This window comes from Rhizobium sp. N621 (genome assembly GCF_001664325.1).
Taxonomy (GTDB): Bacteria; Pseudomonadota; Alphaproteobacteria; order Rhizobiales; family Rhizobiaceae; genus Rhizobium; species Rhizobium esperanzae.
Map to the genome: position 1 here is coordinate 1,871,296 of NZ_CP013495.1, position 26,523 is coordinate 1,897,818.

At 61.1% G+C, this 26,523-nt stretch carries 23 protein-coding genes; 20 read left to right on the top strand and 3 right to left on the bottom strand.

The genetic code is table 11. From position 1 onward, the window contains the following. The first annotated feature begins 384 nt into the window (after positions 1-384). The 6 genes from AMK00_RS09135 to exoR all read left to right on the top strand — a co-directional run bounded on the left by AMK00_RS09135 (position 385) and on the right by exoR (position 8,303). The gene (locus AMK00_RS09135; protein WP_176439476.1) at positions 385-1,050 is read left to right on the top strand and encodes a protein-L-isoaspartate O-methyltransferase family protein; all 666 of its coding nucleotides are present in this window, start codon (positions 385-387) and stop codon (positions 1,048-1,050) included. Positions 1,051-1,315: 265 nt separating this feature from the next. Next, positions 1,316-2,188 carry a PopZ family protein gene (locus AMK00_RS09140; RefSeq protein ID WP_064802095.1) on the top strand — a complete coding sequence of 291 codons (873 nt, stop codon included), beginning with the start codon at positions 1,316-1,318 and terminating at the stop codon, positions 2,186-2,188. A gap of 117 nt (positions 2,189-2,305) precedes the next feature. Beyond that, positions 2,306-5,149: a valine--tRNA ligase gene (locus tag AMK00_RS09145; RefSeq protein ID WP_064802096.1), complete on the top strand. Its 2,844-nt coding sequence runs from the start codon at positions 2,306-2,308 to the stop codon at positions 5,147-5,149. A 397-nt stretch (positions 5,150-5,546) separates the two neighbouring features. Continuing rightward, positions 5,547-6,794, top strand: a complete 1,248-nt coding sequence (locus tag AMK00_RS09150) for an OmpP1/FadL family transporter (RefSeq protein WP_064802097.1) — start codon at positions 5,547-5,549, stop codon at positions 6,792-6,794. A 287-nt stretch (positions 6,795-7,081) separates the two neighbouring features. Beyond that, entirely contained in the window at positions 7,082-7,489 is a 408-nt protein-coding gene (locus tag AMK00_RS09155) for a hypothetical protein (RefSeq protein ID WP_237350456.1), read from the top strand. Between the two features lie 19 nt (positions 7,490-7,508). Next, positions 7,509-8,303, top strand: coding sequence for an exopolysaccharide production regulator ExoR (exoR, locus tag AMK00_RS09160; protein WP_064802099.1), 795 nt, complete (start codon positions 7,509-7,511; stop codon positions 8,301-8,303). Between the two features lie 84 nt (positions 8,304-8,387). Here exoR and xth read toward each other — a convergent pair whose 3' ends face one another. Both xth and erpA read right to left on the bottom strand, forming a co-directional pair. After that, positions 8,388-9,179 (bottom strand): exodeoxyribonuclease III, encoded by a 792-nt coding sequence (xth, locus tag AMK00_RS09165; protein ID WP_064810182.1) that lies wholly within the window; start codon positions 9,177-9,179, stop codon positions 8,388-8,390. A gap of 228 nt (positions 9,180-9,407) precedes the next feature. Beyond that, positions 9,408-9,740: an iron-sulfur cluster insertion protein ErpA gene (gene erpA, locus AMK00_RS09170; RefSeq protein ID WP_064810183.1), complete on the bottom strand. Its 333-nt coding sequence runs from the start codon at positions 9,738-9,740 to the stop codon at positions 9,408-9,410. A 221-nt stretch (positions 9,741-9,961) separates the two neighbouring features. Here erpA and AMK00_RS09175 point away from each other — a divergent pair, with 221 nt between their 5' ends. The 12 genes from AMK00_RS09175 (at position 9,962) to AMK00_RS09230 (ending at position 23,596) form a co-directional block, all read left to right on the top strand. Then, complete coding sequence (locus tag AMK00_RS09175; protein ID WP_064810184.1) at positions 9,962-11,179, top strand: deoxyguanosinetriphosphate triphosphohydrolase; 1,218 nt, start codon at positions 9,962-9,964, stop codon at positions 11,177-11,179. A 63-nt stretch (positions 11,180-11,242) separates the two neighbouring features. Next, a complete protein-coding gene (argS, locus tag AMK00_RS09180) occupies positions 11,243-13,000 on the top strand; it encodes an arginine--tRNA ligase (RefSeq protein WP_064810185.1) in 1,758 nt (585 codons plus the stop codon). 61 nt (positions 13,001-13,061) lie between these two features. Continuing rightward, complete coding sequence (locus tag AMK00_RS09185) at positions 13,062-16,223, top strand: SPOR domain-containing protein (RefSeq protein ID WP_064810186.1); 3,162 nt, start codon at positions 13,062-13,064, stop codon at positions 16,221-16,223. Positions 16,224-16,333: 110 nt separating this feature from the next. Beyond that, positions 16,334-17,347, top strand: coding sequence for a beta-N-acetylhexosaminidase (gene nagZ / locus AMK00_RS09190; protein WP_064810187.1), 1,014 nt, complete (start codon positions 16,334-16,336; stop codon positions 17,345-17,347). Between the two features lie 18 nt (positions 17,348-17,365). Next, complete coding sequence (locus tag AMK00_RS09195; protein WP_064810188.1) at positions 17,366-18,223, top strand: segregation and condensation protein A; 858 nt, start codon at positions 17,366-17,368, stop codon at positions 18,221-18,223. Beyond that, positions 18,220-18,924 (top strand): SMC-Scp complex subunit ScpB, encoded by a 705-nt coding sequence (gene scpB, locus AMK00_RS09200; RefSeq protein ID WP_064810189.1) that lies wholly within the window; start codon positions 18,220-18,222, stop codon positions 18,922-18,924. The genes AMK00_RS09195 and scpB overlap by 4 nt, the downstream gene beginning before the upstream one ends. Before the next feature lie 182 nt (positions 18,925-19,106). Continuing rightward, entirely contained in the window at positions 19,107-19,298 is a 192-nt protein-coding gene (locus AMK00_RS09205) for a twin-arginine translocase TatA/TatE family subunit (protein ID WP_011425113.1), read from the top strand. Between the two features lie 51 nt (positions 19,299-19,349). Further along, positions 19,350-19,964: a Sec-independent protein translocase protein TatB gene (tatB, locus tag AMK00_RS09210; protein ID WP_064810190.1), complete on the top strand. Its 615-nt coding sequence runs from the start codon at positions 19,350-19,352 to the stop codon at positions 19,962-19,964. Next, a complete protein-coding gene (tatC, locus tag AMK00_RS09215; RefSeq protein WP_064802115.1) occupies positions 19,961-20,788 on the top strand; it encodes a twin-arginine translocase subunit TatC in 828 nt (275 codons plus the stop codon). Before tatB ends, tatC begins: the two co-directional genes overlap by 4 nt. 96 nt (positions 20,789-20,884) lie before the next feature. Further along, entirely contained in the window at positions 20,885-22,168 is a 1,284-nt protein-coding gene (serS, locus tag AMK00_RS09220; protein WP_064810191.1) for a serine--tRNA ligase, read from the top strand. Positions 22,169-22,172: 4 nt separating this feature from the next. After that, positions 22,173-22,946 carry a 5'/3'-nucleotidase SurE gene (gene surE, locus AMK00_RS09225; protein WP_064810192.1) on the top strand — a complete coding sequence of 258 codons (774 nt, stop codon included), beginning with the start codon at positions 22,173-22,175 and terminating at the stop codon, positions 22,944-22,946. Beyond that, complete coding sequence (locus AMK00_RS09230; protein ID WP_064810193.1) at positions 22,943-23,596, top strand: protein-L-isoaspartate(D-aspartate) O-methyltransferase; 654 nt, start codon at positions 22,943-22,945, stop codon at positions 23,594-23,596. The genes surE and AMK00_RS09230 overlap by 4 nt, the downstream gene beginning before the upstream one ends. A 77-nt stretch (positions 23,597-23,673) precedes the next feature. Here AMK00_RS09230 and AMK00_RS09235 read toward each other — a convergent pair whose 3' ends face one another. Then, on the bottom strand, positions 23,674-24,582 hold the full coding sequence (locus AMK00_RS09235; RefSeq protein ID WP_064810194.1) for a LysR family transcriptional regulator: 909 nt from the start codon (positions 24,580-24,582) through the stop codon (positions 23,674-23,676). A gap of 239 nt (positions 24,583-24,821) precedes the next feature. Between AMK00_RS09235 and AMK00_RS09240 the strand changes: the two genes are divergently transcribed. Beyond that, a complete protein-coding gene (locus AMK00_RS09240; protein WP_237350457.1) occupies positions 24,822-25,193 on the top strand; it encodes a DoxX family protein in 372 nt (123 codons plus the stop codon). 219 nt (positions 25,194-25,412) lie between these two features. Continuing rightward, entirely contained in the window at positions 25,413-26,447 is a 1,035-nt protein-coding gene (locus AMK00_RS09245; RefSeq protein WP_064810196.1) for an LLM class flavin-dependent oxidoreductase, read from the top strand. The last annotated feature ends 76 nt before the right edge of the window (positions 26,448-26,523 follow it).

The following is a 26,523-nucleotide window of genomic DNA, read 5'->3' on the forward strand; positions in this document are numbered from 1 at the left end:
AACCGCGTCGCCCGCCTCGGATTGTCGCGGGCTTCATGCAAGCTCCGCCGGAGTTGCTTCGGCGCTCGATCTCCTCAGGTCGTTTCACCGTCCAGCAGCCCGCAGCAGAAGATGCCGACGAGCGCTGCGACGATAAGGAAATCGAACAGCGTAAAATATTCGAAAATCGCAGACATTGGCCTGCTCCTCCTAATTTCCTCCGCTGCAAATCATAACATGAAGGGGCAGGGCGTTCCACGCTTGCGTTGCAGCCCTTGCCCTCCTGTGTGGCGCGAAAGAGCCGCCTGGCGGATTCTTTTCGCCGACCGTTGCCAAGCCTTGAAAGCATCCGTGGCGGAGATTAAGAGACAAGGGACAGGAACCGCTTTTCAAGAGCGAGAGGACATGATGGATTTCGAAGCAGCGCGCGCAAAGATGGTCGACACCCAAATCCGCACCACGGATGTTACCTCGCATTCCGTGCTGACGGCTTTTCTCACGGTGCCGCGCGAGGCTTTCGTGCCGGAGAAGTCAAAGCTTCTCGCCTATATCGACAACGACGTCGAAATATCGGCCGCCGCACCGGGCAAGCCGGCCCGCTTCCTGATGGAGGCCTCGCCGCTCGCCAAGCTGCTGCAGCTGGCCGCCATCGGCAAAGACGATTTCGTGCTCGAGGTCGGGTGCGGCACGGGATATACATCGGCGCTGCTGTCGATCATCGCTGGCTCGGTGATTGCACTCGAATGCGACGAGGCGCTGGCTGCCGAAGCGAAGGCAAAGCTTGCCGGCTATGGCAAGGTCGAGGTTGTGACCGGCCCTCTCGAAAAGGGCTACGCCGCCGGCGCCCCTTATGATCTGATCTTCGTCAACGGCGCGGTCGAGGAGGTTCCGGCCGCTCTTCTCGGTCAGTTGCGCGATGGCGGCCGTCTGGTCACCGTCGAAGGGCACGGCAATGCCGCTCGTGCCAAGGTCTTCGTCGCCGAGCGCGGCGCCATCTCGGAGAACGTCTTCTTCAACGCTTCGGTCAAGCCGCTGCCGGGTTTCGCCAAGGCGCGCGAATTCGTTTTCTGACACTCTTTTCCCAGTTGGATTCGAGCGACGGGCGCCATTGGCGCCCGTTTTTGTCAGTGCTGCGGAAAAGCCTTCACAAACATCATTTATTCTGAGGCTGTCGTCTCCGAATGCCGGCGGCAAGCATTGGGTAACAAAACTGTGCATGGCCGCATTCAATTGATTCGCGATGATTTTTTTCGCGTCTGGGGTATTCTAAAGTCGTGGTGATTCGGATGAACGCTCCACACCGTCCGATCGTTGTGTTGGGATAACGGGGATAGATATGGCTCAGCCAAGTGTAGCGCGTGAACCGTCCATGGAAGAAATTCTGGCCTCCATCCGCCAGATCATCGAAAGCAATGAACCCGGCGCCGGCAAGGCGATTTCAGCTTCCGTGCCGCCGGTTTATGGCGCCGACGACGACGAAAACGGCTCCGAAATCCATCTGACGGTGGATGACACCTATGCCGGCGTGGAGTTTTCCGAACCGGCCATGCGCTCTTCCGATCCGCGTTTCGTGGCCGCCAATTCGGCCGGCACTGCCCCTGAGGCCGAAGCTCCGGCCCGCGCGCTGTCGCTTGCCGATGTCGCAGCCCGCGTGCGCGCCGCCTCCGAGCGCAGCGCCGTGCAGGCCGGTCAAGCCTTGCGAGAAATTCCGAGCGGCTTCCGCCAGCCGGAGCCGCAGCCGGCCGTGATGCCGGAGCCGCCGCGCGCTACAAGTCCACAGCCGCAGCCGACACAGCCCGTTTTTGCCGCTGCCGCAGCACCCGTTTCCTCTGGTCCCGTCCAACAGCCGGCAGAACCGACGCTTACCGAAACACCGCGTGTCGCCGTCGCCGAGCAAGCCGCTGCTGCCGCCGAAACTGCGCCGCCGGCTTTGGAGCCCGCTCCTTCGTCGACCGAGCGTTTCCTGCCGAGCGTTGTCGAGGAGGTCCAGCCGGCCCTGCTTTCGGAAGATGCCGGTCTGCAGATCAGCCGCTCCTTCGAGGAGCTTGCCGCGGCGATCGACGGTGCCGAGCGCCGCTCGCTGGACGAGATTGCCGAGGACATGCTGCGACCGATGCTGCGTGAATGGCTTGATGACAATCTCCCGACTCTGGTCGAACGGCTGGTGCGCGAGGAAATCGAGCGCGTGGCGCGCGGCCCGCGCCGCTGATCGGATTGATTTTTCCTGGAAAAGCCGCTCCGGTTTCCGGGGCGGCTTTTTTATTGACTTGGCCGTGGCCATCCTATTTACAAACGCCCATCCTCGAACCTCGAAATTGGTCAGAAAATGCTCGACAAGACCTATGATTCCGCTGCCGTCGAACCGAAAATCGCCGCGAAATGGGATGAGGCGGATGCCTTCCGCGCCGGCGCGAACGCCAAACCGGGGGCCGAGACCTTCACCATCGTGATCCCGCCGCCAAACGTCACCGGTTCGCTGCATATGGGGCACGCGCTCAACAATACGCTGCAGGACATCATGGTGCGCTTCGAGCGCATGCGCGGCAAGGACGTGCTCTGGCAGCCGGGCATGGATCACGCGGGCATCGCCACCCAGATGGTCGTCGAGCGCAAGCTGATGGAGCAGCAGCTGCCGGGCCGCCGCGAGATGGGCCGCGAAGCCTTCATCGACAAGATTTGGGAGTGGAAGGCAGAATCGGGCGGCCTGATCTTCAACCAGCTGAAGCGCCTCGGCGCGTCCTGCGACTGGTCACGCGAGCGCTTCACCATGGACGAAGGCCTGTCGCAGGCCGTTCTCGAGGTTTTCGTCACACTCTATAAGGAAGGCTTGATTTACAAGGACAAGCGCCTCGTCAATTGGGACCCAAAACTCCTGACGGCGATTTCCGACATGGAGGTCGAACAACACGAGGTGAAGGGCCATCTCTGGCATCTGCGTTATCCGCTCGAGCCGGGTGTCACCTATCAATATCCAATCGCCTTCGACGAGGAAGGCAAGCCGACTGAGTTCGAGACGCGTGACTATATCGTCGTCGCCACGACGCGGCCGGAAACGATGCTCGGCGATACCGGCGTTGCCGTGAACCCCGAAGACGAGCGTTACAAGCCGATCATCGGCAAGCACGTCATCCTGCCGATCGTCGGCCGCAGGATTCCGATCGTCGCCGATTCCTATGCTGATCCGACGGCCGGCACAGGCGCGGTGAAGATCACACCTGCCCATGATTTCAACGACTTTGAAGTCGGTAAGCGCGCGAAGCTGCGGGCGATCAACGTCATGAACGTCGATGGCACCATTGCCATCAAGGACAATGAAGATTTCCTTGAAGGTCTCGACAATCCTGCGGCGCTGCATGGCGCCTGGGACCGTCTGGAAGGGCAGGACCGCTTCTATGCGCGCAAGGTGATCGTCGAGATCTTCGAAGAGGCCGGCCTTGTCGACAAGATCGAGCCGCACAAGCATATGGTCCCGCATGGCGACCGCGGCGGCGTGCCGATCGAGCCGCGGCTGACGGAACAATGGTTTGTCGACAACAAGACATTGGGGCAGCCTGCCCTGGAGTCCGTTCGGGAGGGAAGAACCAGATTTATTCCGAGGAATTGGGAAAACACTTATTTCAACTGGCTGGAGAACATCGAGCCCTGGTGCATTTCCCGCCAGCTCTGGTGGGGCCATCAGATTCCCGCATGGTATGGTCCCGACGGTCAGGTCTTCGTTGAAAAGACCGAGGAAGAGGCGCTGCAGGCTGCGATCCAGCATTACCTCTCGCACGAAGGGCCGATGAAGGCCTATGTCGAGGACCTGCTCGAAAACTTCAAGCCTGGTGAAATCCTGACGCGTGACGAGGACGTGCTCGACACCTGGTTCTCTTCTGCACTCTGGCCTTTCTCGACGCTCGGCTGGCCCGACGAGACGCCGGAACTTGCGCGTTACTACCCGACGAATGTCCTCGTCACCGGTTTCGATATCATCCCGTTCTGGGTGGTTCGCATGATGCAGATGGGCCTGCATTTCATGAAGGACGAGAATGGCGACCCCGTCGAACCCTTCCATACGATCTATATTCACGCACTGGTGCGCGATAAGAACGGGCAGAAGATGTCGAAGTCGAAGGGCAACGTCATCGACCCCCTGGAACTGATCGACGAATACGGCGCCGACGCGCTGCGCTTCACCCTGGCGATCATGGCCGCACAGGGCCGCGACGTGAAGCTCGATCCTGCCCGCATCGCCGGCTACCGCAATTTCGGCACCAAGCTCTGGAACGCCACGCGCTTTGCCGAGATGAACGGTGCCAAGAGCGATCCACACTTCGTGCCGGAGGCTGCCGAGCTCACCATCAACCGCTGGATCCTGACGGAGCTTGCCCGTACGGAACGTGACGTTACGGAAGCGCTTGAAGCCTTCCGCTTCAACGATGCCGCCGGCGCGCTCTATCGTTTCGTCTGGAACGAAGTCTGCGACTGGTATCTCGAGCTTCTGAAGCCGGTCTTCAGTGGCGATGACGAGGGCGCCAAGGCCGAAGCCCAGGCTTGCAGCGCCTATATTCTCGAAGAGATCTACAAGCTCTTGCATCCCTTCATGCCCTTCATGACCGAAGAGCTTTGGGCGCATACCGCAGGCGAAGGCAAGGAACGCGACATGCTGGTCTGCCATGCCGAATGGCCGGCGCCGTCCTATGCCGATGACGCAGCCGCTGACGAGATTAACTGGCTGATCGATCTCGTCTCCGGCATCCGCTCCGTGCGCGCCGAAATGAACGTGCCGCCGTCGGCGACCGCACCGCTGGTCGTCGTCAAGGCCAACAATCTCACGCGCGAAAGGCTGTTCCGCCACGACGCCGCCATCAAGCGGCTTGCCCGCGTGGAAGCAATATCGCTCTCCGACGATGCGCCGAAGGGCGCGGCCCAGATCGTCGTCGCCGAAGCCACCGTCTGCCTGCCGCTCGGCAATCTGATCGACCTTGCTGCCGAAAAGGCCCGCCTGGAAAAGGCGATTGCCAAGATGGACGGAGAAATCGCCCGCATCAATGGCAAGCTTTCCAACGAGAAGTTCGTCGCCAACGCCAATCCCGAGGTGGTCGAGGCCGAGCGCGAGCGTCTCGATGAGTTGAAGGGGCAGATCGCCAGCTTGAAAACCGCGCTTTCCAGGGTCAGCGAAGCCGGATAAATTTCATTGTCGATTTTGGTAAGTTATTTCAAAGGCGCGCCCGCTTCGGGCGCGTCTTTTGTCGTGTGAGGCACGCTTGATTCGGTGTGGAGCGCGGCTGATTTGAGGCGCTGAGCCTGTGGATTTTGGCTTTACGACTATCCATTTGGTGAAAACTACCACTGTTGTCGGATTGATACAGCTTCTGCAATGTTTGGAATGAAAACCCAAAAGCCCACCTCAAAATCGATAGCTCTAGAATAAAATTTTATTAACCAGATTTTTTGACGTGTCCGTCAATTTCTTTACGTAAGTTAGCCACCGCAATGCCTGGGAGCGCCGCCGTGGGGCGCGTTGCCATGTCGAGTGAACGCTTACTAAAGTGGCGTACATCAATTGCTGGAGTGGGGGAGACACAATGGCATCGCGTATGTTTTCCAAGGGCGTAACGTCGCTCGTTCTTCTTTCGTCGCTTGCCTCGCCGTCTTTTGCCGGCGGCCTGGAGCGCGGCGGTTATAACATCGATCAGCTGTTCGATACGTCGCCTTTCTCGTTTCAGTCGGGCGTGACCTACGTCACGCCGCAGCGCAAGCTGAAGGATGTCCGAGACACGAATACGTCGATACTGACAGGAGGCGGCAATCTGAACAGCCGTCCAGACACGGCTGACGATACCTCAAATTACACCATCCCCTATATTGGTTTTAAGGCTGGTTTTGGCGATGCAGTCGACTGCCTCGTTGACTATTCGGAGCCCTTCGGCGCACATACCGACCCCGGCGTGAACTGGGCCGGCGCCAACGATAACATTGAGACAGAGATCAAAACCCGCAATTATGGCGGCACCTGCTCCTATCGTTTTGATGTCGGCCCTGGGCAGCTTCGCTTCATTGGCGGCGCTTTTTATCAGGAAGTCGAAGGCTTCAAGGAACGTCTGGTTTCAACGCTTCCGCTTCTGCTCGGGACTGGCACCGGCGTCGGTCGCCTGGATATCGACGATAGCGGCTGGGGCTGGCGCGCCGGTCTTGCTTACGAGATTCCGGAATATGCGATGCGTGCGAGCCTCGTCTATAACAGTCGCGTCAAGTACGATGACCTGTCCGGGACTGTTGATCTCCGTCAGGTTCCGGTTGTGCCGCTATATGGCGGCCTAGTCACACCTGTTTCCGGTTCCGCCGAAGCGCCGGATTCGCTGGAGCTGAAGCTGCAAAGCGGTATTGCTCCGGATTGGCTTGCATTCGGATCGGTTAAATGGACGAATTGGAGCGTCCTGCAGTCGGTAGCATTCTGCCCGACCAACGGCTTGCCTTGCCCCGCGGGTGGTCTAACCTCGCTCGACCTTCTTTATCGTGATGGTTGGACGATCTCCGGCGGTGTGGGCCACAAGTTCAATGAGCAGTGGGCCGGTGCAGTCAGCCTGACATGGGATCGCGGCACCAGCCAGGGCTATGGCGCGCAGACAGACAGCTGGACGCTCGGTCTCGGTGCGGCCTATACGCCGACCGAACATATCGAATGGCGTTTTGCAGGTGCCGTGGGCGTGTTGACGAGCGGTTCGTCTGGTGCTGTGACCCGGAATGGCGTCACATACGGAGATGATGTCTCCTATTCCTTTGACGATGATCTGGTCGCTGCACTGTCGACAAGCATAAAGATCAAGTTCTAATTCCACGTTTTGAAGAATTGAGGAGCCCGGCACTGCCGGGCTCTTCTTTATGTGCGCCCATTAATCATGTTATTTTCTGGTCTCGTTTTGTGACGATTCAGCAACAGTTTTTTACGATGAATGGCGTATGGTGGCGATGGGGTGAATTTGTCCATTTCCCGCCACAAAGAGAGCGCAGCGGTATTTGCGGGCGAGGCGATGGCAGACTTACGGTGCGTGTAATCAGTAGCATGAGTCGATTTTTTTCCGGTAACAGCAGATCGTACGGCGCAAGTGGCGACAGCCGCATGATTGCGGCCGTTTTTCTTTCCGGACAAGGCTATTGCGACCATAAATTCGACCTCACGATCATGCCATCTATCCATCCATTGCCGTCGTTCTTTGCCCGTTCGAACAGGCAGGCGAGCTTAACGGCAGATGCCGATACCGGTTTGGTCACATTTGGTAATTACGAATGCGATAAAGGCGGGAAGGCGGATGGCGCGCCCGTCGTAAGAGCGCCGAGAAGGTTGCAGGCGGGCCGTGCCGGGAGCCGGGTGGTCCTGAATGATGTGCTGAAAATTCGGCCTTTTAGAAAAGGCCTATGGGCTGGATGCGACGCGGGCAAAGGGGCCATGGAGCTCGCCGCGGGATCGCTCGCCTTGAAAGAACACATCCGCGGTATGCCCGGCGTCAGCGCCGGCTGCGCGCGATGAACGAAAGAAATCGGTTGAAATGGTAACGTCCGAGTTCAAACTGTTCAAATTCATGCTGGTGAGCATGTGGGTGGCAATATCGCTGTCCGGCCCGGTTTACGCTTTCGACATCAAGAGCGACGTCAGCAAGGAGTCCGGTCCTTTCGATCTGTTCAAGTTCGGCTTCAAGGCCTACAAAAACGGACAGAAAGAGGAGGCGGTCGAAGCCTACAAATACGCCGCCGAAAAAGGCCATACCGGCTCGCGCTGGGCGCTCGCCAACATGTACGCCGACGGTGACGGTGTTACCCAGGACGATTTTGAAGCCTTCAAGATCTACAGTGAGATCGCCCAGCAGGGTGTCGAACCCGGATCGGAAGATACCGGCTTCTTCGTCAACGCGCTCCTCTCGCTCGCCAATTACTACAAGCATGGTATTGCCGGCAGCCCCGTCAAGATCGATCTCGCTCAGGCGCGCCAGCTCTATTTCCAGGTGGCCTCCACCTTCGGCGTTCCCGAAGCACAGTTCCAGCTGGCGCAGATGATGCTGGCCGGCGAGGGCGGCAACGCTAGTCCGCAGCAGGCGAAAAAATGGCTGAACCAGGCTCGTAAGAGTGGCCATCCCGGCGCCATGGCGATTTTCGGAAATATCCTATTCGACGAAGGCCAGACGGCCCGCGGTCTCGCGCTGATGACCGCCGCTCTCGACCGCTGCAAGCCGAAGGATTGCAGCTGGATGGAAGCGCTGCAGGAGCAGGCCTTCTCGGTTGCCAATGAGGCCGACCGTCGCACGGCAGTTTCGCTGTCGCACGCCATTGCGAGCGGTTCCGACTGACGCTTTCCGTTCAGCGCCACGCGGCATTCAACGGTGCATCTCCATCGCGCCCCTGAAATGACGCGCAGCCATGGGCTCGGAATGTCAGGCTGCGAAATCGAAATAGGCGATCACCGGTACGTGGTCGGACGGCTTTTCCCAGGCCCGTACATGTTTTTCGATTGCCGCCGACGTCATCCGGTCGGCCGCTTCCGGTGACAGCAGCAGGTGGTCGATGCGGATGCCGTTGTTCTTCGGCCATGCACCTGCCTGATAATCCCAGAAGGAATAGAGACGCGTCGCGTCCGTCGTCGCGCGCACCGCATCGGTCAAGCCGAGATTTTCAAGTCTGCGGAATGCCTGCCGCGTCTGCGGCAGAAACAGCGCATCGCTTTCCCAGACCCTGGGATCGAAGCAGTCGTGCGGTTCGGGGATGACGTTGTAATCGCCGGCAAGCACCAGCATCTCTTCATAGGCCAGCCGTTCGGCCGCAAAGCTCCTCAGACGCTCCATCCAGGCGAGCTTATAGGAGTATTTCTCGGTGTCGGCGGGATTGCCGTTCGGGAGATAGATGCAGCAGACGCGCAGGATGCGCGTGTCGGGCAGCGTGAACACCGCTTCCAGGAAACGCGCCTGTTCGTCCAGCGGGTCGCCGGGCAGGCCGCGGTTGACTTCAAAAGGTGAAGTCTTGGAGAGGATCGCGACGCCGTTGAATCCCTTCTGGCCGTGCGTCTCGACATGATAGCCGAGCGCTTCGATCTCCAGCCGGGGAAAGCCTTCGTCGATCGTCTTGATCTCCTGCAGGCAGACGATATCGGGATCGGAATCCTTGAGCCATTGTGTGAGATTGTCGATGCGCGCCTTGACGCCGTTGATGTTCCAGGTCGCGATCTTCATGCTCTGTCCCGTTCGCTAGGGCATGTCGCGCAAAACTGTGCGGCGGTTTTTGCGATTCACGACACGCGGAAAATCAAAGAGCTAAAGCGTGGTAAGCGAATCTGAAAGATCGCGACGCGCTTCAGTGCGCTCCTTTTATCGCGGTCTTTCGCCGCTGGACAAGCCGATAAACCGGCTGGAAGCAATTCTTCCGCCGGTCGTTGGGGACAACGCTGTATGTTCGGATATTCAGATCGAGAAGCTGGTGCCGCAGCCGCAGCTTGCCACCGCATTCGGGTTCTTGATCTGAAAAGATTGGCCAAGCAGGTTGTCGACGAAGTCGATCTCGGACCCTGCCATATAGACGAGCGACAGGCTGTCGATCAGCACCTTCGCGTCGTTCTTTTCGACGACGACGTCGTCATCCTCAGCGCTGTCGGCAAGGTCGAACTTGTAGGAAAAGCCCGAACAGCCGCCGCCTTCGACGGAGACGCGCAGCGCGCTCTTGCCGGCCTCAGCACTGATGATGGCGGCGATACGCTTTGCCGCGGCATCCGAAAGAGTTACACTCGTATCCGTCATATTTCCTCCTGCCGGGGTCAAGATCCGGAGAGAATGGGTTTTGGCATTCGAATGTTCAAATGCCTGATATCAAAGGAACTTACCATGATCTTTGCGAAAAGGCCATGATGCGCCGAAGCGGTCGGCGAACACCGCTTTGCCGTTTCGTCGGGCTATAGGTATGAAGAGGGCAACGCGGCGTCAATGGGCAGATGCGGCAACAGGCAGAATGGCGGTGAAGAATGACGGTTGACAGGCGAGCTTTAGGTTTCGGCGGCAGCGAGAGGGCGGTCTATGCGGCCGACCCGTGGACGACGCGTGGGCGTCTCTATCCGGAAGACAGCAGTCCGACTCGCTCCGATTTCCAACGCGACCGCGACCGCATTGTCCATACCACCGCCTTCCGCCGGCTGAAGCACAAGACCCAGGTCTTCATCGCCCAGGACGGCGATCACTACCGCACTCGGCTGACGCATACGATCGAGGTGGCGCAGATTGCCCGTGCGCTTGCCCGCGCCCTGAAACTCGACGAGGATCTGGCCGAGGGCGTGGCGCTGGTGCACGATTTCGGCCACACGCCGTTCGGCCACACCGGCGAGGACGCGCTGCACGAGGTGCTGCTGCCCTATGGTGGCTTCGACCACAATGCCCAATCGCTGCGCATTGTGACCAAGCTGGAGCGGCGATATGCCGAATTCGACGGCATCAATCTGACATGGGAAAGCCTCGAAGGCCTCGTCAAGCACAATGGTCCGTTGCTGACGCCGGAAGGGGCCGGCACGCGGGGCCCGGTTCCGCAGCCGATCCTCGATTATTGCGAATTGCACGATCTCGAACTCGCGACTTATGCCAGCCTGGAAGCCCAGGTCGCGGCGATCGCCGACGACATCGCCTATAACACCCATGATATCGACGACGGCCTGCGCTCCGGCTATCTGAGTTTCGACATGCTGGAGGAAATTCCCTTTCTTGCCGAGTTGATGGCGGAGGTGAGGGGGCGCTATCCGCATCTGGAACCGAGCCGATTCACCCACGAGATCATGCGCCGCCAGATCACCCGCATGGTCGAGGACGTCATCGGCGTCGCGCAGCAGCGCCTTGCCCTTCTTCGTCCCGAGAGTGCTGCCGACATCCGCGGCGCCGACGGGGTTATCGCCACCTTTTCCGAAGAGATGGCCGAAACCGACAGGCAGATTAAGGCGATGCTCTTCAAGCGCATCTACCGCAATCCCGATATCATGCGCATCCGCGCCGGTGCTGCCCAGATCGTCACGGACCTCTTTGCCGCCTACATGGCCAGTCCCAAGGAGATGCAGAGCCATTACTGGGTCGATCATATCGCGGGGCTCGCCGATGCGCCGAAGGCTCGCCATGTCGGCGACTACCTCGCCGGCATGACCGACACCTATGCGATCAGTGCCCACAGGCGATTGTTTGACCACACTCCGGATTTGCGATAGGCAGCGGTCGCCCGCCGAAGGCCGATTAGCGCCTTTGGCACAGCCTATGCATGGAAGAGTGCGATGAACCTTTTTACCGACTTCGAAGCCAGGATCAAAACCGCCCTTGAACAGATCGATCTGGTCAGGGAAAAGCGATCTGAACTCGATTTCGGCCGCATCGCAGTCGAACCACCGCGCGATGCGAGTCACGGCGACGTTGCGACCAACGCCGCGATGGTGCTGGCAAAGCCGCTCGGCACCAATCCTCGCTCCCTTGCCGACGTCATCATCGCCAAGCTTAAGGAGGATGCCGACGTCGCCGATGTTTCCGTGGCAGGTCCCGGTTTCATCAACATCCGGCTCGCCGTCGGCTATTGGCAGCGGCTGCTGGCTTCCATTATCGGCGCCGGCATTGACTATGGCCGCTCGAGCCTCGGTGAAGGCCGGAAGGTCAATGTCGAATATGTCTCGGCCAATCCGACCGGCCCGATGCATGTCGGTCATTGCCGCGGTGCCGTCGTCGGCGATGCGCTCGCCAACCTGCTTGCCTTTGCCGGTTATGGCGTCGAAAAGGAATATTACATCAACGATGCCGGTTCGCAGATCGACGTGCTGGCCCGCTCGGTCTTCCTGCGTTATCGCGAAGCGCTCGGCGAACGGATCGGCGAAATCCCTTCGGGCCTTTATCCCGGAGATTATCTCGTGCCCGTCGGCCAGTCGCTTGCCGCCGATTACGGCGTCCGGCTGCACAATATGCCGGAAGAGGAATGGATGCCGATCGTCAAGGATCGCACCATCAGCGCGATGATGGTGATGATCCGGGAAGATCTGGCGGCGCTGAACGTCCATCACGACATCTTCTTTTCCGAGCGCACTTTGCATGCCAACGGAGCGGCGGCGATCCGCACGGCGATCAACGACCTGACCTTCAAGGGTTACGTCTACAAGGGCACGCTGCCGCCGCCGAAGGGCCAGCTTCCTGAAGACTGGGAAGATCGCGAGCAGACGCTGTTCCGCTCGACCGAGGTTGGCGACGACATGGATCGGCCGCTGATCAAGTCGGACGGCTCCTATACCTATTTCGCCGCCGACGTCGCCTACTTCAAGAACAAGTTCGATCGTGGTTTCGACGAGATGATCTATGTGCTTGGCGCCGACCATGGCGGCTACGTCAAGCGCCTGGAAGCGGTTGCACGCGCCGTTTCGGAGGGTAAGGCGAAGCTGACGGTGCTGCTCTGCCAGCTCGTCAAGCTCTATCGCAACGGTGAGCCGGTGAAGATGTCGAAACGTTCGGGCGATTTCGTCACGCTTCGGGACGTCGTCGAGGAAGTCGGCCGTGATTCGGTCCGCTTCATGATGCTTTACCGCAAGAATTCCGAACCACTCGACTTCGATTTCGCCAAGGTGACGGAGCAGTCGAAGGATAATCCGGTTTTTTACGTGCAGTATGCGCATGCCCGCTGCATGTCGGTCTTCCGGCAGGCAAGAGAGGCTTTTCCCGGCCTCGATGTTTCGCCCGAGGATCTTGCGAAAGCCGTTGGAGGCATTGGCGATCCGGCCGAATTGCAGCTGGTCGCCAAGCTTGCCGAATTCCCGCGTATCGTCGAGGCGGCAGCCCAGTCGCAGGAGCCGCATCGCATCGCATTTTACCTCTACGACCTCGCCAGTGCGTTCCACGCGCACTGGAACAAAGGTAAAGATCAGCCGGAATTACGATTTGTTAATGATAAAAACCGAGAATCAAGTATTGCCAGACTTGGGCTGGTGTACGCCGTCGCGTCGGTTTTGAAGTCGGGACTTGCCATTACAGGCACTGCCGCACCTGACGAAATGCGATAACGTCACCATTTACCCACAATGCGCTGGCATTTGAGCGTTGGCGTTTGCGAGTGGGATAGGCATGGCTGAGAAACAATTTGCGTATGATACGCGCGGAAAAGACGATCTGTTTGCCGACGACGATCCGTTGGCCGAACTTGCCCGGATCGTCGGTTTCGAGCCGCGTGTTGCAGCGAATACCGTAAGCGACGCCGCCCGGCGCGAACCTGCCTTCGATCTGGAGGATGAGCTCGGGCGGGAATTCGATCGCTACGATTCACCACGTCCGCTGGCCGAACTCGATCGGCCGGCCGAGCCGATCTCCGACGGCGTCGCTTCCGAAGACTATGTCGAGCCCATTCTCGATGCTTCTCCCGCTGCCGTAAGCGTGGATGTTCCGGAGCCCGTCTCCGTTGGTCCCGTCGCCGCAGAAGCAGCTGCCCAGCCTTCGGCAAGGAACTGGGACGTTGCCGCTGCCGACTGGGCGGCCGGTCCGCAGCAGCTGTCCGTCGATCCTGTTTCCGAGGTGCCAGCTCAAACCGCTTTCGGCGGCGCCCGCGACCTGATCGAGGAACTCGAATTGTCGATCGGTACGGCGCCGGTCTCTTCGCTGGCGCAGTCCGCCAAAGCCCCGCAATGGTCGGCTGCGAGCATCAGGCTGCCGCTCGCCAATTTCCACGCCCCGAAACGTGAGGAGCCGGTGACGGTTGTCGAGCCGGCCCCCGAAGCAGTCGCTGCGCCTGCGACCGAAGCAGTCGCTGAACCGATGGCTGAAGCAGCGGTTGCCGATCTTGCCTCGTCGGAGCCGGAGCCCGTTATCGAGCAGTCGGCGCCCGTTGCCGCTGTCGAACCTCCCGAGGAGTTCGAATCCGCGACGCCGTCGTTCGGCTTCCCCGCCGAGCTCGATCGCCACGATGAGGCAATTGCGCCGCAAGAAACTGCTGAAGCCGAGGAATTCGTTGAAGTCGAGGATGATCTGGAAGAGTTCGGCTCCGACGCCGGTTTCGATCTTGCAGCCGCCATCGACGGCGAGATCCAGGCCGATGCCGCGCTGACCGAGGTCGGACCTGAAGTTCCGCATACCGCCGGCACCTTCGATGTCGACGACCTGCTGGCCGACGTCTCGCGCTATCCTGTGCCCCGCCCGGTATTGCAGCGCGCCAATCTGGCGCCGGCTGTGCCGGAGCCCGCTCCCGTCGAAGTCGCCCCGGTCGCTGCCGCACCGGTCCAGCCCAAGGCGATCGCGCCCGCGCCGATCCTGTCCGCTCCGATCGAAATGGCGCCTGCCTATGCTGCCGAAGCCGCAAGGCCGGTCGCGCCACAGCCTGCCGCGGTCACGCAGCCCCGACCTGTCGCAACGGCCTATTCACGGGCGCCGCAGCCCGCGCCGGAAGCCGATGATCCCTTCGCGGGCCACGATTTCGAACTGGACCTCGCCGGTATCGAGCTGGAACTTGCCGATCTCGATTTTTCCGAAGCAGCCGAGCCTGCGCCGCGGCCAAAGGCGCAGCCGGCGCCCGCCGCGCCCCAGCAGGCAACGCCTGAGTACCCGCAGGCCACTGTCCCGGCGCAGCCCGCGCCGGCCCCGGTTTCCGAGCAGCCGGCCCCAGCTCCGGCTCCGGCTTTCAACTGGGCACCTGCCGCAGAGGCGTCCGCCGCTGAATCGACCGAAGATCTGCCCTTCGATCCGGCGATGATCTCCGATCCGGAGGATCGTCCCGAGACGGTGGACGACATGCATGTGCCGGCGCTGCCGCCGGTCGAGCAGCCCGCTCCGATCGCGAAAACCGCGGATTTCGATTTCGATCTCGATGCAGAGATTGCGAGCTTTTTCGAGCCGGCCAAACCGCGCCAAACGGCGGCATCCGCCCGTAATATGGCTGCCGCTGCGGCAACGCCGGTCAAGCCGACCATTGCCGACGGTCTCGACGATTTCGAACGGGCGCTGGAGGAGGATTTCCGCCGCAGCGTGCGCGAGCCGGTCGAACGCCGGGAGACCTCCGAGGTCCACATCGAGTCGGCAAGCCAGGCCGCTGATTTCAGCCGCGCCCGGTCGATGCGCCGGCTGCTGGCCGGGGCCGTCGTGCTGGTGGTCTTCGCTGGTGTCGGTTATGGCGTCTATTCCTCCGTCTGGAACGGCGAAGGGCTCGGCATTGTCTCTTCCGGCGAGCCGCGTGTGATCACGGCCGACAAGGAGCCGGTCAAGGTCGTTCCGGAAAATCCCGGCGGTAAGACGGTGCCGAACCAGGATAAGGCCGTCTACGACCGCGTTGCGGGTTCTGCCGAGGAGCCGAAGCAGAAGGCGCTCGTCTCCTCGGACGAGGCGCCGGTCGATGTTGTCCAGCGCACCTTGACGCCGGAAGCATTGCCGGAAGATGACGAGAGCGCCGGCGCTGATGATCGGGTCACGCCGACCGCAGTTGGCGAGACGGAGGATCCGCGTCTGTTGCCGAACCACGCCAACGCCGACGACGCTTCTGCAAGTGACGCCGACAAGACGCCATCCGTTTCGCCGCGCAAGGTCCGCACGATGATCGTCAAGCCTGACGGCACACTGGTCGCCCGCGAGGAGTCCGCACCGGTCGACCAGCCGGCGCCGCCTCCCCAGCCGATGCCGTCAGTGACGGCGCAGTCGGCCCCGATCGCGCCGCCGGCTGCCGGATCGGCTGCGAGCTTCCCGGCAAGCGCCGAGATTGCTTCCGCCGATGCGCGTTCTGCAGCACCAGTTCAAACCGCGCCGGCACAGCCGTCGCCTGCCGCAAGTGCCGATGGGCAGGCGGCAAATCCCGCACCGGTCGATGCGCCGGTACGGCCGGTCAAGACGGCAACAATCGCCGATACGGCCCCGGTTCCGATCGCCCGCCCGGCCGATCAGCCTGTCAACGTCGTTAGCACTGTTACCGATAAGGGCAATGTCCGCACGCCCGCGCAGCAGCCGAAGCCGACGCAGGTCGCCTCGGCAACGCCGGCCGCCGCCCAGCCGCAGCAAGCCGCATCCGCAGGCGGCTACGGCCTCCAGATCGCTTCGCTGCCTTCGGAGGACGAGGCGAATAAATCTTATGCAAACCTGTCGAAGAAATTCGCGGGCGTGCTTGGCGGCCGCGCCCATGAGATCCGCAGGGCCGATATCGCCGGCAAGGGCACTTTCTACCGTGTCCGCATCCCGGTCGGCTCCAAGGATGAGGCCGCTGCGCTCTGCGAACAGTATCGCGCAGCGGGCGGAAGCTGCCTGATCTCCAAATAACATCGGCCATTGAGTTATGAGAGCGGCGAGCCGGATCGGCCCGCCGCTCTTTTTTGTGCATCGCGCCCGCGCTTGCTCGCATTTGGCCAGCCGCTGTTTATGATTCTTCTATGACCGAATCAAAAGCGATGATCCTTGGCTGCAGTGGCCTTGCCCTCACATCCGAAGAAAAGGCCTTTTACCGGGACGAACGGCCCTGGGGCTTCATCCTCTTCGGGCGCAATATCTCCGAAGCGGGCCAGATCACCGATCTCGTCGCCGAACTGCGTGACAGCGTCGGCTGGCATGCGCCGGTGCTGATCGATCAGGAGGGCGGTCGCGTCCAGCGCATCCGTCCGCCGGTTCTGCCGCGTTATCCCTCAGGCCAGGCGCTCGGCGATGTCTATCGCCGCGACCCGGCGCTCGGGCTGCGCGCCGCCTGGGTGATGTCGCGCCTGCATGCCTTCGACCTGTCGAACCTTGGCATCAATGTCGATTGCCTGCCGGTTCTCGACGTGCCGGTCGAAGGCAGCAGCAACGTCATTGGCGACCGCGCCTATGGTGGCGATCCAAAGACGGTTATCGCAATGGGGCGGGCGGCGGGCGAGGGGCTGAAAGCCGGCGGCTTGCTGCCTGTTATGAAGCATATGCCCGGCCACGGTCGCGGCTTTGCCGATTCACATCTGGAGCTGCCTGTCGTCACCGTCTCGCGCGATGAGCTGGAGGCCCATGATTTCTCGCCTTTCATCGCGATGAAGGACGAGTTGATGGCAATGACCTGCCATCTCGTCTTCACATCAATCGACCCTGACAATCCGGCGACGACCTCGCGCAAGGTGATCGACAGCGTTATCCGCGAGCACATCGGTTTTGGCGGTCTGCTGCTTTCCGACGACAGTTCGATGAATGCTCTTTCCGGCACGATCGGTGAACGGGCGGCGAATATCATTGCAGGAGGATGCGATATCGTGCTGCATTGCAATGGCCATATGGACGAGATGCGGGATGTCGTGGCAAATGTTCCGCCGCTCACCGGTCTTTCGCTTGCCCGCGCAAAAGCGGTGGAAGCAGGCTTTGCCGCTCCGGATGCTGCCGATGAGGCGGAGTTGAGGGCGGAATTCGAGGCGATGTTTGTGTCGGTGTGATCGTAGGAGAGCAGGGTGGTGAGCACGGTCAAGGGCTCGGAACGTCCGCAGGCGGCAACGCCGATGGACAAGCTGTGGCAAGACAACGGCGCCGAGCGTGCCAGCCACGAGCCGGCGCTGGTGATCGACGTCGCCGGTTTCGAAGGCCCGCTCGACCTGCTGCTCTATCTCGCCCGCAACCAGAAGGTCGACCTGTCGCGCATTTCCGTGCTGGCGCTCGCCGAACAATACCTGCAGTTCGTCGAAAGCGCTCGGCGCATCCGCATCGAGCTTGCCGCCGATTATCTCGTTATGGCGGCCTGGCTTGCCTATCTCAAGTCGCGGCTGCTCATTCCTCAGCAGGTCAAGGATGATGGCCCCTCGGGCGAGGAGATGGCGGCAACGCTTGCCTTCCGCCTGAAACGTCTCGAAGCCATGCGCCAGGCGGCGGAAGGCCTCGTCAACCGCAACCGTCTCGGCCGCGATGTCTTCGCGCGCGGCGCGCCCGAGCATATTCCCGACCGGCAGCAATCAGCCTATGCGGCAAGCCTCTACGATCTCCTGACCGCCTATGCGGCGCTGCGCCAGCGCCACGCCATCACCCAGGTGACGATCGAGAGGCGCAATGTCTGGTCCCTGACCGATGCCCGCGAGCTGCTGACCCAGATGATTGGCGAGGTCGGCGACTGGACGGCGATGGAACACTATCTGCTGCGTTATCTCGCAACCCCCGAGGAACGTGTCACGGCGATCGCCAGCGCCTTTGCCGCCTCGCTGGAGCTGGTGCGCGAGGGCAAGCTGGAAATCCGCCAGGATGGCGCCTTCCAGCCGATATACATGCGTCGCGGACCGAAGCATGCCACCTTGCAGGTGGTGGAACAGGAGCGGTCAGCTTGATCGATCTGGAGAACGACGAGGATTTCGGGGACGAGGGCCGCGACTTGCAGGCCGAGATCGAGGCCGAGCGCATCGCTGAAGCCTTGGTTTTCGCCTCCTCGCAGCCGGTCCCCGAAAGCTTCCTGGCCGAACGCCTTCCCAGGGACACAGACGTGCGCGCGGTCATGCTGCGCCTGAAAGAGCAATACGCGCCACGCGGCGTCAATCTCGTGCAGGTCGAGGGCGCCTGGGCCTTCCGCACCGCCGCCGATCTCTCCTTCGTCATCCGCCGCGATGACAATGAGGTAAAGAAGCTGTCGCGCGCCGCGCTGGAGGTGCTCGCGATCATCGCCTATCACCAGCCGGTGACGCGTGCCGAGATCGAGGATATCCGCGGCGTTCAGACCTCGCGCGGCACGCTCGACGTGCTGATGGAAGCCGGTTGGGTGCGGTTTCGCGGCCGCCGGCGCACGCCCGGCCGGCCGGTGACTTTGGGCACGACGCGCGATTTTCTCGACCATTTCGGCCTGGAAGAATTGCGCGATCTGCCGGGTCTCGAAGAATTGAAGGGAGCGGGCCTGCTGTCTGGCCGTATCCCGGCGAACTTCAATATTCCCTCGCCGTCGATGAACGACGAATTGACCGAGGACGAAGACCCCATTACCCAGATGGATCTCGAAGAACTTGGGTTGCTTGCCCCGCGTTCTACCTCCGAAGATTGAAGGACTTCGTCTTGCTTTTGCCATGCATGACGAAAACAATGGTGCGCACGATTTTTCGACGGGTCAGTGGCTTGTCATAAAGGGCGATACCGTGACATTAAGCGCAGTTCAAAGGGCTTGATGTTGGAAACGGTGTCAGAAATCCTTACATCGTGGGAACATCGAAACAGGGAGTTAGAGTGATGGGTTCTCTTAGCATGTGGCACTGGCTGATCGTTCTGGTCATCGTGCTGTTGTTGTTCGGTCGCGGCAAGATTCCGGAACTGATGGGCGATGTCGCCAAGGGCATCAAAAGCTTCAAGAAGGGCATGACGGACGAGGACGCGCCGGAAACGGCAAAGACCGTCGATCACAAGGCCGACGAAACGAAGTAATCAAGTCCGGGAAAAAGCGCAGCCCCCGCGCTTCCCGTCCAGGAGCCTTGCATGTTCGATATTGGCTGGACCGAGCTTTTGGTCATCGCGGTCGTGCTGATCGTCGTTGTCGGTCCCAAGGATTTGCCGCCGATGCTGCGCGCTTTCGGCAAGATGACGCAGCGCGCCCGCAAGGTCGCAGGTGAGTTTCGGGCGCAGTTCGACGAAGCGTTGCGCGAAGCCGAGCTTGACGATGTGCGCCAGACAATCAGCGACGCCCAGAAGCTCAACCCGGTCAACAGCCTGCGCGAGGCGATGAACCCGCTTCGCCAGATTGGCAACGAGATCAAGGCCGACTTGCAGAAGACGACTGCGGCTCCGGAAAATAAGACCGAAGTGCCGCCGGCTGCCGCCTCGGCCCCGACGCCGTCGATGAGCCTGCCGGAAACGCCGCCCCTGGTGCCGGCGCCTGCGCAGCCTGAGCCCGTCGCAGCAGCGATTGCCCAGGCCGATACCGTCGCCGACAAGCCGAAGGCCGTGCGCAGGCCACGCGTCAAGGCTGCCGACAAGGTCGATGCTGCCGCAGCCGTTGCCGTACCGGTGGAAAAGCCAAAGCGGGCCGCGGCAGTCAGGAAGCCTGCAACGCCGAAGAAGCCGGCGCAGACGAAGAAGAAGGACGAGGCATGAGCGGTGACATCGAAGACAAGCCGCAGCCGCTGATCGAGCACCTGATGGAGCTGCGCACGCGGCTGATCTGGTCGATCGGGGCGTTCTTCATCGCCTTCATTGTATGCTTCTTTTTTGCCAAGCATCTCTTCAACTATCTGGTCATCCCCTACAAGACGGCCGTGGAATGGGCGCATCTCGACGTCGAGAAGGCCCAGCTGATTTATACCGCGCCCCAGGAGTTCTTCTTTACCCAGGTCAAGGTGGCGATGTTCGGCGGCCTGGTGGTCGCTTTCCCGATCATTGCCGCCCAGGTCTATAAGTTCGTGGCGCCCGGCCTCTACAAGAACGAGCGCCAGGCCTTCCTGCCGTTCCTGATCGCGTCGCCGGTCCTGTTCCTGATGGGGGCTGCGCTCGTCTATTTCTTCTTCACGCCGATGGTCATGTGGTTCTTCCTGTCGATGCAGCAGGCGCCGGGTCATGACGAGGTGGCGATCTCGCTGATGCCGAAGGTCTCGGAGTATCTGAGCCTCATCATGACGCTGGTCTTCTCCTTCGGCCTCGTCTTCCAGCTGCCCGTCATCACGACCCTGCTTGCCCGCGTGGGTCTGCTGACGTCACAATGGCTCGCCGAGAAGCGCAAGTTCGCCATCGTGCTCGCCTTCGTCGTCGCCGCCGTGCTGACACCGCCGGATCCGATGTCCCAGATCGGTCTTGCGCTACCAACGATCCTTCTCTACGAGATTTCCATCTATGCGGCGCGACTCGTGGAGCGCCAGCGTGCCCGGCAGGCGCTCGAAAAGGAAACCGGATCCGCGGACGTTGCCAAGACCGACAGCGTCTGAGGCGATCCGGAAGCCCTTTTATGACGCCGTCTCATCCGGTCGAGGCCCGGTCAGGCTTTGGCCGGGTCATTTCTGTTGCAACGACCTGGAACGACGATGCTCGATATCAAATGGATCCGTGAGAATCCCGAAGCGCTCGATGCCGCCCTTGCCAAGCGCGGCGCGGAGCCTCTGGCCCAAAGTCTCGTCGCCCTCGATGAAAAGCGCCGCGCGGCCGTGCAAAAGGCGCAGGATCTGCTCTCCCGCCGCAACGCGGCCTCCAAGGAGATCGGCGCAGCGATGGCCCAGAAGAACGTCGAGCTTGCCGAGAAGCTGAAGGCCGAGGTCGCCGAACTAAAGAACCTGCTGCCGGCGATCGAGGAAGAGGACCGTCAGCTGACGGCCGAACTCAACGACGCTCTCTCGCGCATCCCGAACGTGCCTTTCGACGACGTTCCTGTCGGCAAGGACGAGCACGACAATGCCGTCAGCCGCATCGTCGGTGAAAAACCGCGTTGGAACCACACGCCGAAGGAGCATTTCGAAATCGGCGAAGCGCTCGGCTACATGGATTTCGAGCGCGCTGCCAAGCTCTCCGGCTCGCGCTTCACCGTGCTGACCGGGCCGCTCGCCAGGCTCGAGCGCGCGCTCGGCCAGTTCATGATCGATCTCCACACCCGCGAGCACGGCTATACCGAAGTCAGCTCGCCGCTGATGGTGCGCGCTGAAGCGGTGTTCGGCACCGGCAGCCTGCCGAAGTTCGAAGAGGATCTGTTCAAGACGACCGATGGCCGCTATCTCATTCCGACGGCCGAGGTAACGCTGACCAATCTGGTGCGCGAGGAAATCCTCGACCAGGAAAAGCTGCCGCTGCGCTTCACTGCATTGACGCCGTCCTTCCGCTCGGAAGCGGGCTCGGCCGGCCGCGACACCCGCGGCATGCTGCGCCAGCACCAGTTCTGGAAATGCGAACTCGTCTCGATCACCGATGCCGATAGCGCCATTGCCGAGCATGAAAGGATGACCGCCTGCGCCGAAGAAGTGCTGAAGCGCCTTGGCCTGCACTTCCGCACGATGACGCTGTGCACCGGCGATATGGGCTTCGGCTCGCGCAAGACCTACGATCTCGAAGTTTGGCTGCCGGGACAGAACGCCTTCCGCGAAATCTCCTCCTGTTCGGTCTGTGGTGATTTCCAGGCCCGCCGGATGAATGCCCGCTACCGCGGCAAGGACGATAAGAACAACAGGTTCGTCCACACGCTGAACGGCTCCGGCACTGCCGTCGGCCGCTGCCTGATCGCTGTCCTCGAAAATTATGTGAACGAGGATGGTTCGGTCACGATTCCGGACGTTTTGCTGCCTTATATGGGCGGATTGACCAAGATCGAACGGGCGGCCTGAGGCGATGCGCATCCTGCTCACGAATGACGACGGCATTCATGCGGAAGGCTTGGCCGCGCTGGAGCGGATCGCCCGCACGCTGTCCGATGACGTCTGGATCGTCGCCCCCGAGACCGACCAGAGCGGTCTTGCCCATTCGCTGAGCCTCTCCGAGCCTCTGCGGCTGCGCAAGATTTCCGACAAGCATTTCGCCTTGCGCGGCACGCCGACCGATTGCGTCATCATGGGCATCCGTCAGGTGATGGACATCAAGCCCGATCTCGTTCTCTCCGGCGTCAATTCAGGCTCGAACGTCGCCGACGACGTGACCTATTCCGGCACGATCGCCGGTGCCATCGAAGGCACGATGCAGGGCGTGCGCTCCTTCGCACTCAGCCAGGCCTATCTCTACGAGGACGGGGCACGCATCGTGCCGTGGGAAGTCTGCGAGACGCATGCCCCGGCTCTTCTGGAAAAGCTGATGAATCTGGACCTGCCGGAGGGCACCTTCCTCAACCTCAACTTCCCGAACTGCCGTCCCGGCGAGGTCGACGGCGCCGAAGTCACCATGCAGGGCAAGCTCGCCTTCAATCTGCAGGTCGATGCCCGCTCCGACGGCCGGGGCTTTCCCTATTACTGGCTGAAGTTCGGCGAACGCGCCGGCGCCTTCATCGAAGGCACCGATATTCACGCTCTGAAGCATAACAAGATTTCGGTAACGCCTTTGAAACTGGATTTGACCGATTATTCCGTGACGGACCGCGTGGCGCGGGCCCTGGGATACGGAGCACAGGTTTGACGGCAAGACTGGCGGAGAAGGAGGGCTTTGCGGCGCTCGTCCTCAGATTACGTGCCGAAGGCATCTCCGACCTCGATCTGCTGACGGCGGTCGAGCAGACGCAGCGCTCGCTGTTCGTGCCGGCGCAATTTGCCGACGATGCCTATTCGAGCCGCACGATTCCGATCGAATGCGGCTCCTTCCTCGAAGGCGTCGATTTTGCCGTCCGCATCCTGCATCACCTGAAGCTCAAGCCGGGGCAGCGCGTCCTGGAAATCGGCACCGGCAGCGGTTTCACTGCCGCCGTTATGGGGCGCCTGGCCGAGCGTGTGCTGTCCATCGACCGCTACAAGTCGCTGACATCGGCAGCGCAGCGGCGCATGGAATCGCTTGGCCTGCGCAACGTCGTCATCCGCCATGCCGACGGCAGCGCCGGCATGCAGGGGGAGGGCACCTTCGACCGTATCCTGGTGACGGCGGCCTTCAATGCGATGCCGCGCTTCTATACCGACCAGCTCGTTTCCGGTGGCTCGATGATCGCGCCGCTGATGATTTCCGAAAACGAGTGTCGCATGGTGCGGCTGACGAAAACCGGCAGCCGCTTCGAACGCGAGGAATTGTTCGAAGCGCCTTATCTGCCGATCATTCCGCGGCTTGCCTCGCTGCTCTAAATTAGGCTTTTTTCGGGACTTACGTCGGTGCTCGCCGTGCGGACTTTCCGCAACGGATGGCGAGCTGCAAGGGAAGGTTACTGGTCCCGGCTACCGGAGCAAATCTTCAATCGCTCGATCAGCCAGCGGCCTGCAGGCCCTGGTGGACCATCCGAGCGATAAGCCGCCGACATCGGCAGCCTCAGCCCGCCGACAGGTATTTGTTCGACCGCGAGTTCCAAGAGACGCCCGGCCTCGATATCCGCCCTGACTGCATGCTCAGGCATTCCGCCCCAGCCAAGTCCGTTGATCAGGAACGTATGTTTGGCGAACAGGTCGGCCAGTCGCCAAGTATGAGGCGACATTACACCGAACTCACGCCCCTTCGACAGCTCGGTTCGATCGGTCAGCACGAGCTGGACATGCTTGGCGAGTTCGCTTCGGGGGATTGTTCCCTTGATAGCGGCAAGCGGATGATCCGCCGCAGCAACGACCAGGAACGTTACGCCGGCAAGCGGCTCCGTCACGACGCCGGTCGGCATTGCAGGCAAGGAGCCCACGATGCCGAAATTGGCTCGTTGTTCGAGAACGGGTTGGACGGTACCGCCGAGCGCCTCCACGAACAGCCGCAGCGGCACCTCGGGAAACTGCTGCCGGAAATCCTTAGCGGCCTCCGCGACGACATGAATGGGGAAAAATACGTCGACGACGACGGACAGCTCCGGTTCGAGTCCCGCAGCCATACCCTTTGCCTGCGATTTGAAGAAATCGACCTTGGCGACGATCTCACGGGCAGTCGCGACCAGCATATTTCCGGCTGCCGTCAGCTGAGGATAGCGGCCACTTCGGTCAAAGAGGGTGACGCGGAGTTGCGTCTCGAGGTTGCGAACCAGTTCGCTGACGGCCGATTGGGCTCGCCCGAGCTTGCGCGCAGCGGCGGAAAAGCTGCCTTCGTCAACGGCAGCAATAAATGTCCGTAACTGATCAAGCGACAAACCATCCAGCACAGCCGATCTCCGGTAACATTGATGATGGATTCCCGCGGCCACACTAGCATGTATCGGACCAACCGATAGATTGTCTAAGAAAATAACGGCTTTTCGGTTGGGTGCAATCGTGGCATCGAAACGCCACGCGAGCGTCGCGGCTCGGAAATACCCGAGCCGGCCTCCGGTTGAAGCGCACCAACCGCGCCAATACGCGGCAACACAGGAAAAGGTCACCGAAGTTGGCATCATCGGCTCAATTGAACAAAACTGAAAAGATCGTCTCCTGGAGCTTCCGCGGTCTTGCCGCTGCCGCGTTTCTCGCGGCCGGCGGCGCCAAGCTCGCGGGCGTGTCGATGATGGTCGCGATCTTTGATCAGATCGGCGCGGGTCAGTGGCTCCGCATCCTTACGGGGGCCGTGGAAGTCTGCGGCGCGATTGCCCTTCTGGTTCCGACGACGGCTGCATTCGGCGCCTTAGTCCTTGCTGTCACCATGATCTTCGCCGTGTTGACCCATCTCTTCGTCATTGGCGGTAGTCCCGTGCCGGCTATTCTTCTGCTTCTGCTCACGGGCACGGTTGTGTGGCTGCACCGTCGCGCCTTCGCAACGATCCTTGACCCGTTCCGCTGAGCCAGGACGCCAAGTTGCGTCGGTCCCGTTAACGCCGCAGCCCTTCTTCGAGGCTTCAATGTTTCGCTTCGCCGTCCTCCTGCTTGTTTGCGTCTCCGTCGCCGGATGTCACACGACGCAGTTTGGCCAGTCGCTCGGCTGGCCAGAACCGCAGCGCACTCCCAGTGCCTATTGAATGGGATGCGTATATCCGAACAACCGAACCCGAAGGACTGAGCAGTGGAAATCGGTATCGACAGTTTTGCTATGCTTGCGAATGACCCGAAAACGGGACGGATGCAGTCTGCAGCCGACCGTATGGAAAGTGTGCTTGCCGAGGTGAAACTCGCTGATCGCGTCGGTCTCGACGTCTTCGGCATGGGTGAGCATCACCGCGAGAACGCGCTCGATTCGGCTCCTGCGGTCATCCTTGCTGCTGCGGCCGCGCGAACGAAAAGGATCAGGCTGACAAGTGCTGTTGCTGTCATCAGTGCTGCCGATCCGGTGCGCGTCTTTCAGGAGTTTGCGACTCTCGATCTTATCTCCCGGGGACGTGCCGAACTGGTGGTCGGCCGCGGCTCCTTCATCGATGCCTATCCGCTTTTCGGTTACGATCTCAGGAACTATGACGCTTTGTTCGTCGAAAAGCTCGATCTCCTGCTCAAGCTCAATGAGGCGGCGCATATCAAATGGCAGGGCCGCTTCCGTCCTCCGCTGAATGGCGAGGGGGTCTATCCGCGTCCGCATCAGGACCGCCTGCCTGTCTGGCTCGGCGTCGGCGGCACGCCCGAATCTTTTGCCCGCGCAGGTACCCTCGGCCTGCCACTGATGGTCGCCATCATAGGCGGCAGCTTCGAGCGCTTTCGACCTCTCGTCGATCTTTATCGGCACGCCTGGGCTGCCGCCGGCCATCCGCCCGAACAGCAACGGGTCGGCGTGCACGCAATGGGCTTCGTCGGCGACACTGACGAAGCCGCCAAGGACGCCTTCTTTCCCGGCTGGCAGCAGATGATGTCCCAAGCCGGCAAGGAGCGAGGCTGGCTGCCGCCGTCCCGCGCCCAGTTCGAGGCGACGTGCGGCCCTCAGGGAGCATTCCTGATCGGCAGTCCGCAGACGGTCGTCACCAAGTCGCTCGCAGCGAGCGTGGCATTGGGCGGCGTTTCCAGAGTGACGTTTCAGATGAGTACCGCCGCGCTCGAAACGGCAGCCATGGCTCGCTCGATCGAATTGCTTGGCACTGAGGTCGCGCCATCGGTGCGGCGAGCCTGCGAATAAACGGCTGCATGCCGCTTTCCAGAAACACGCTGCCAATTCCCGGCATCATGCTCAAGGCACTGCGATTTTTCACCCG

Excerpts from the sequence above, each read along its gene's own strand:
- AMK00_RS09135 (WP_176439476.1), top strand. The coding sequence starts at position 385 with ATGATGGATTTCGAAGCAGCGCGCGCAAAGATGGTCGACACCCAAATC.
- AMK00_RS09140 (WP_064802095.1), top strand. The coding sequence starts at position 1,316 with ATGGCTCAGCCAAGTGTAGCGCGTGAACCGTCCATGGAAGAAATTCTG.
- AMK00_RS09145 (WP_064802096.1), top strand. The coding sequence starts at position 2,306 with ATGCTCGACAAGACCTATGATTCCGCTGCCGTCGAACCGAAAATCGCC.
- AMK00_RS09150 (WP_064802097.1), top strand. The coding sequence starts at position 5,547 with ATGGCATCGCGTATGTTTTCCAAGGGCGTAACGTCGCTCGTTCTTCTT.
- AMK00_RS09155 (WP_237350456.1), top strand. The coding sequence starts at position 7,082 with ATGATTGCGGCCGTTTTTCTTTCCGGACAAGGCTATTGCGACCATAAA.
- exoR (WP_064802099.1), top strand. The coding sequence starts at position 7,509 with ATGGTAACGTCCGAGTTCAAACTGTTCAAATTCATGCTGGTGAGCATG.
- xth (WP_064810182.1), bottom strand. The coding sequence starts at position 9,179 with ATGAAGATCGCGACCTGGAACATCAACGGCGTCAAGGCGCGCATCGAC.
- erpA (WP_064810183.1), bottom strand. The coding sequence starts at position 9,740 with ATGACGGATACGAGTGTAACTCTTTCGGATGCCGCGGCAAAGCGTATC.
- AMK00_RS09175 (WP_064810184.1), top strand. The coding sequence starts at position 9,962 with ATGACGGTTGACAGGCGAGCTTTAGGTTTCGGCGGCAGCGAGAGGGCG.
- argS (WP_064810185.1), top strand. The coding sequence starts at position 11,243 with ATGAACCTTTTTACCGACTTCGAAGCCAGGATCAAAACCGCCCTTGAA.
- AMK00_RS09185 (WP_064810186.1), top strand. The coding sequence starts at position 13,062 with ATGGCTGAGAAACAATTTGCGTATGATACGCGCGGAAAAGACGATCTG.
- nagZ (WP_064810187.1), top strand. The coding sequence starts at position 16,334 with ATGACCGAATCAAAAGCGATGATCCTTGGCTGCAGTGGCCTTGCCCTC.
- AMK00_RS09205 (WP_011425113.1), top strand. The coding sequence starts at position 19,107 with ATGGGTTCTCTTAGCATGTGGCACTGGCTGATCGTTCTGGTCATCGTG.
- tatB (WP_064810190.1), top strand. The coding sequence starts at position 19,350 with ATGTTCGATATTGGCTGGACCGAGCTTTTGGTCATCGCGGTCGTGCTG.
- tatC (WP_064802115.1), top strand. The coding sequence starts at position 19,961 with ATGAGCGGTGACATCGAAGACAAGCCGCAGCCGCTGATCGAGCACCTG.
- serS (WP_064810191.1), top strand. The coding sequence starts at position 20,885 with ATGCTCGATATCAAATGGATCCGTGAGAATCCCGAAGCGCTCGATGCC.
- surE (WP_064810192.1), top strand. The coding sequence starts at position 22,173 with ATGCGCATCCTGCTCACGAATGACGACGGCATTCATGCGGAAGGCTTG.